At 72.6% G+C, this 4701-nt stretch carries 7 protein-coding genes; all 7 read right to left on the minus strand.

Annotated elements, in window-relative coordinates:
• Positions 1–193, minus strand: a 193-nt coding sequence (locus IBL25_RS24560; protein ID WP_202986882.1) for a hypothetical protein, incomplete at its 3' end; no start/stop codon positions are given.
• A 23-nt stretch (positions 194–216) separates the two neighbouring features.
• Positions 217–483, minus strand: a complete 267-nt coding sequence (locus IBL25_RS24565) for a phosphopantetheine-binding protein (RefSeq protein ID WP_187781092.1) — start codon at positions 481–483, stop codon at positions 217–219.
• Between the two features lie 61 nt (positions 484–544).
• Entirely contained in the window at positions 545–1780 is a 1236-nt protein-coding gene (locus IBL25_RS24570) for a cation:proton antiporter (RefSeq protein WP_187781093.1), read from the minus strand.
• 13 nt (positions 1781–1793) lie between these two features.
• Complete coding sequence (locus tag IBL25_RS24575; RefSeq protein WP_187781094.1) at positions 1794–2657, minus strand: MipA/OmpV family protein; 864 nt, start codon at positions 2655–2657, stop codon at positions 1794–1796.
• Entirely contained in the window at positions 2654–3355 is a 702-nt protein-coding gene (locus tag IBL25_RS24580; RefSeq protein WP_187781095.1) for a class I SAM-dependent methyltransferase, read from the minus strand. The genes IBL25_RS24575 and IBL25_RS24580 overlap by 4 nt, the downstream gene beginning before the upstream one ends.
• 49 nt (positions 3356–3404) lie before the next feature.
• A complete protein-coding gene (locus IBL25_RS24585; RefSeq protein WP_187781096.1) occupies positions 3405–4232 on the minus strand; it encodes a polysaccharide deacetylase family protein in 828 nt (275 codons plus the stop codon).
• 4 nt (positions 4233–4236) lie between these two features.
• The coding region (locus IBL25_RS24590; protein ID WP_187781097.1) for a methyltransferase domain-containing protein at positions 4237–4701 on the minus strand (465 nt) is incomplete at its 5' end.

The following is a 4701-nucleotide window of genomic DNA, read 5'->3' on the forward strand; positions in this document are numbered from 1 at the left end:
CGAGCCCGGCGGCCAGGGCCAACCGCGCCGCCAGGCCCATCCGCCGGCCGAGGGAAAGTGCCACGGCGCCCGTGGCCAGCAATGCCGCCGGGCCAGGCCGGTCCAGCAGCCGCATCGCCAGGGCACCACCGGCCAGTGGCAGCACCGGCGCCACATGCCGCAGCAGCCGGCCCCAGGGGCCGGCCGGAACCATGCGGGGCGGAACCCCGCCCGGCATCACTTGACCCGGTTCTTGTCGATATGCGCGGAAAGGTTGCGCAGGGAGGCGAAGATCTGGCCGTTGCGCTCATCGTCCGAGCGGAGCTGGAAGCCGTAGCGCTTGGAGACGGCCAGGGCGATTTCCAGCGCATCGATGGAATCGAGGCCCAGCCCCGCGCCGAACAGGGGCGCCTCCGGGTCTATCTCGGCAGGGGAAACCTCCAGGTGCAGGGCTTCCACGATCAACTCGGCGACCTCGGCCTCAATGCCAACAACAGAACTCAACGCGAACCTCCCAGGGGCCGAATAACCGCAGCACTATAACCTGTCGCAGCGCGTGAGACCATCAACACGAAACGGAACCGATGGCCTGCGCCCTGCGCCGCGCCAGCGCCAGCCGCACCAGGGGCGCGGTCACCAGGGTGCAGAGCACCGCCATGGCCACCAGGGCGGAGAAGATGGAAGGCGCGATTAACCCGGCATCCAGCAGCACCGCCAGCACCACCACCTCCATCAGCCCCTTGGTCTGCATCAGGGCGCCGAGGGCCAGCGCATCCCGCCAGCTTTCGCCGGCCGCGCGGGCGGGGATGGCGGTGCCCGCCACCTTGCCCAGCACGGTCGCCGCCGTCACCAGCGCCAGCATGCCCAGGAAGGCGCCCGAGCCGGGCTCGATGAAGGCGCGCAGCCCGGTGGAGACAAAGAAGAAGGGCAGCAGCACGGCGGCCGTCAGCGGCTCCACCCGTGCCAGCAGCGTGGCGCGCCAGGCGGCCGGCATAGCGACGCCGGCGGCGAAGGCGCCGATGATCAGGCCGAGGTCGATGGCCTCCGCCACGGCGGCGGAGGCGAAGGCCACGCCCAGCGCCAGGGCCAGCACCGTCTCCTCCTTGGGCGCGCGCGCCGCGAGGCGTGCCAGCAGCGGCCGCACCACCAGCGCCATGGCCGCCATCCAGCCCAGGGCCATGCCGGAGACGGCCAGCGAATGCGCCGCGCTGCCCTGGGCCATGGCCAGCAGCATGGCGATGGCCAGCCAGAGCGCCATGTCGTTCAGCGCCGCCAGGGCCAGGGCGGTTTGGCCCAGCCGGCCGGTGATCAGCCCCATTTCCTGCAGGATGGCCGCCAGCACCGGCAGCGCGGTGACGGCGACGCAGATGGCGATGGCCGTGGCGAAGCCCACCACATCCGCGCGCGCGCCCATGGCGCTGGGCCAGATGGCGGCGATGCAGAAGCCGGCGCCCAGGCCCAGCAGCAGCGGCAGGCCCATGCTGCCGGCGGCCATCGGCCCCAGGCGCCGGGCGCTGTCCCGTAGCCCGCCGGTGTCCAGATGCAGGCCGGAGCAGAAGACGTAGAGGGCCACGCCGAGGTTGGAGAGGCCGTTCAGCGCATTCAGCACCCAGGGCGAGAAGATGGCCGCATGCGCCTCCGGCGCCAGCCGGCCAAAGAGCGTCGGCCCCAGCAGTACGCCGGCCATGATCTGCAGCACCGCCAGCGGCGCCAGCCGCCGGATGGCCCGCACCCGCCACAGGAGCCAGGGGCCCAGGACCAGCAGCAGCGTCACCAGCAGCAGGGCAACCTTGGGTGTCATGCGCGCGGAAGCCTTAATCGAAGGGGCTGGCGGTGGAGGCCACCGTGGCCTCCGACCGGTAGAGGGTCCAGGAGAAGCCGAGCGCGAGGCTGACGTTCCAGTTCTGCCGGAACAGCGGGCTGTCGTCGTTGCGGGCGCCGCTGAAATTCTCCAGCCGTCCACCCGCCACCATGGCGATCCGTTCCGTCAGCGGCAGGCGATAGGAGAATTGCAGCCGGGTGCCGAGATAGCCGCCCTTGGCGTTATAGGCGGGGCGGTCCGGCAGCGCGTATTGCGGCTGCACCTCGTAGTAATAGTCCATCAGCCGGTTGGTGGCGAAGACGGGTCCCAGGCCGAGCCGCAGCCGGGTGCCGGCGCCGCCCAGGTTCAACCGCTCCCAGGCCAGTTCCGGAGAGACGGTGATGCCCCGGTAGTGGATGGAGGAGAGGTCGGTGGAAAACACCGCCCGCACCGGCAGTTCCAGGTTCAGCCGCTGCGGCGTGTCCATGTCCCGCCACAGCGTCAGGCGCAGGGAAGGCCCGACCTCACCCTGCCAGTCGAGATCCGGCATGCCGCGCCGGGCCTTGTTGTCGTCCGAGCGGGAGGGAAAGGCGCCGGAGAAGCTGAGGTCGAGCCCGATGCTGTCGCTGCTGTAGAAGCGGCTGCGGACACCCCGGTCGTCGCTGCGCAGGATCTCGCCGCGGTAGATGAGGTAGGGGAAGACCAGCCCTTGCGGGTGGTTCTGGCCGGCGGCGGGGTAGTCCGGCAGCCAGCCACCGCCGCCACCGATGCCAGCCTCCAGCACCGGCTGCGGCGGCACCGCCGGCTGCGCCAGGGCGGGTCCCGCCATCGCCATGGCGGCGCAAAGGGCCAGGCCCGGAGTTGGTCGGATTTTCACGCGGAACCTCTTTCGGCCAGCAGCAGCACATTGGGCAGGGGCATGCCGCCCCAGCAAGGCGTGACGGAAACCCGGAAGCCCGCCCGCTCCAGCACGGCGCGCAGGGCGGGCAGCTTCATGGGCTCGATGGCGGCGCGGCGCAGGTCGCCCCGCCCGGCCCGGTTCAGCCATTCCATGGCAAAGCCGCAGCGGGAGCGCCAGCCAAGATCGGGGTCGAAGGCGCGGATCACGATGCGGCGGCGGGCGGCGGTGGCCATCCGCTCCAGCAGCGCGCGCTGCGCCTCCGGCGGCAGTTGGTAGAGCACATCCACCAGCAGCAGCGTGTCGCAATCCGGCAGCGGCTCGGTGGCGAGGTCGGCGGCGGTGAAGCGGGCGGGCAGGCCCCTGGCCGCCGCCTGGGCCTCAAGCAGCGCCGGGCCGTTGCGGTCCATCCCCAGCACGGCTTCGGCGCCGCCGGCCAGCAGCAGCAGCAGCGACAATTGCCCGCGCCCGCAGCCCAGGTCGCCCACCGTGCCGAAGCCGCCGAGTTCCGTGGCCAGCGTCACGATGGCTTTCGTCGCCGGGTCCCGCAGCAGCTTGGCACGCACATAATGGCGGGTATAGCGCGACGCCCCGCCGTAGCGCGTGGCCACGGCCTGGATCAGCCGCGGCAAGGCGGAAGGCTGGAGTGAAGGGAACGGCACGGGTGCCTCGGGCATCGCAACGATTATGAAAGGCAGCCTTGGGCGCGGCAAGGCATCCCCGGCCTCATGGGCGCGGGCCTGGAACGATTTCTTCAGGCGGCGGCAGCGGCACCGCGCGCAGCCCTTCCCGCCGCAGCCGCTCCAGCAGGCTGGGCAGCACCCGCAGCAGCGGCGGCTGGCCAGTGGCATCGGCGCGCCAAGTGCCGTCATGCAGCAGCACGACATCCCCTGCCCCGACGCGCCGCAGCCGGCGCAGGATCCGCCCGGCATCCGGCAGCACCGCGTCGGCGCTGCGCCAGGTCCAGGAGGCATGGTGCAGCCCCAGCCCCGCCAGCACCGGGTCCAGCAGCGGGCTGCGCAGGCCCATGGGCGGGCGGAACCAGCGTGGCTCGGCACCGGCTTCCCGCAGGCTCCACTGCGCGCTCAGGATCTGCCGCCGCTGCCCGGCCATGCCGAGGGCGGCGAAGAAGGTGGGATGGGTATCGGTGTGGTTCTCGACGGTATGGCCCGCAGCCAGGATGGCATGCACCAGATCCGGATGCCGCCGCGCCCGCTCGCCAATCAGGAAAAAGGAAGCGCGGGCGCGGGCCTCAGCGAGCATGGCCAGCACGCGGGGCGTCAGCATGGGGTCAGGGCCGTCGTCGAAGGTCAGCACCACTTCGCCCCGCGCGGCCCGGCCGGGCGGCAGGCGCCGCAAGTTGGGGCCCAGCAGGGCGCTGCGGGGGATCATGCCGGCCGCCGTCAGCACCGCGTGGTTCAGCGCCACCGCGCCCAGCGCCCAGGGCCAGATGGCGGGCGCCGCCAGGGTGGCCAGTGCCGCGCCGAGATGCAGCCCGGCCGAGGCACGGATGGCGGGCGGGGCGGTCCAGGCCCGGGGCTGCCTTGCCGCCATGGCCTCAGCGCGTGGCCGTATAGGCGCGGAAGATGCCCAGCGAGGTCTCGCAGCCCACGTCATGGAAACCGGCGCCGCGCAGGTGGCCCAGGATGGCCTCGGCCGGCACGCAGGCCTCGATGGTATCCCAGTAATAGGTCATCAGCGTGCCGGCGCGCGGCGCCGCCAGCCGGCACAGCGCCGGCACCACGCCGCCCAGATAGGCGCGGGCGAGACCATGGGCCAGCCGCCCCTCCGGCCGCCCGATCTCCAGCAGCAGCACCCGGCCGCCGGGGCGCAGCACGCGGTGGAATTCGGCGAAGGCGGCGCCGAGATCGGCCACATGGCGCAGCGCATAGCCCATGGTCAGCATATCCAGGCTGGCGCCGGGCAGCGGCACCTGCTCCGCCCGGCCCTGCAGCAGCGGCGCGCCGGTGGCGCGGGCCTCGGCCAGCATGCCGGCGCTGGGGTCCAGGCCCAGCACGGTGCC

Source organism: Pseudoroseomonas ludipueritiae (assembly GCF_014490445.1).
In the GTDB taxonomy this organism is placed as follows: domain Bacteria; phylum Pseudomonadota; class Alphaproteobacteria; order Acetobacterales; family Acetobacteraceae; genus Pseudoroseomonas; species Pseudoroseomonas ludipueritiae.

What these genes read in the sequence shown, in the direction of transcription:
- IBL25_RS24585 (WP_187781096.1), bottom strand. Translation starts at nt 4,232, where the DNA reads ATGGCGGCAAGGCAGCCCCGGGCCTGGACCGCCCCGCCCGCCATCCGT.
- IBL25_RS24570 (WP_187781093.1), bottom strand. Translation starts at nt 1,780, where the DNA reads ATGACACCCAAGGTTGCCCTGCTGCTGGTGACGCTGCTGCTGGTCCTG.
- IBL25_RS24580 (WP_187781095.1), bottom strand. Translation starts at nt 3,355, where the DNA reads ATGCCCGAGGCACCCGTGCCGTTCCCTTCACTCCAGCCTTCCGCCTTG.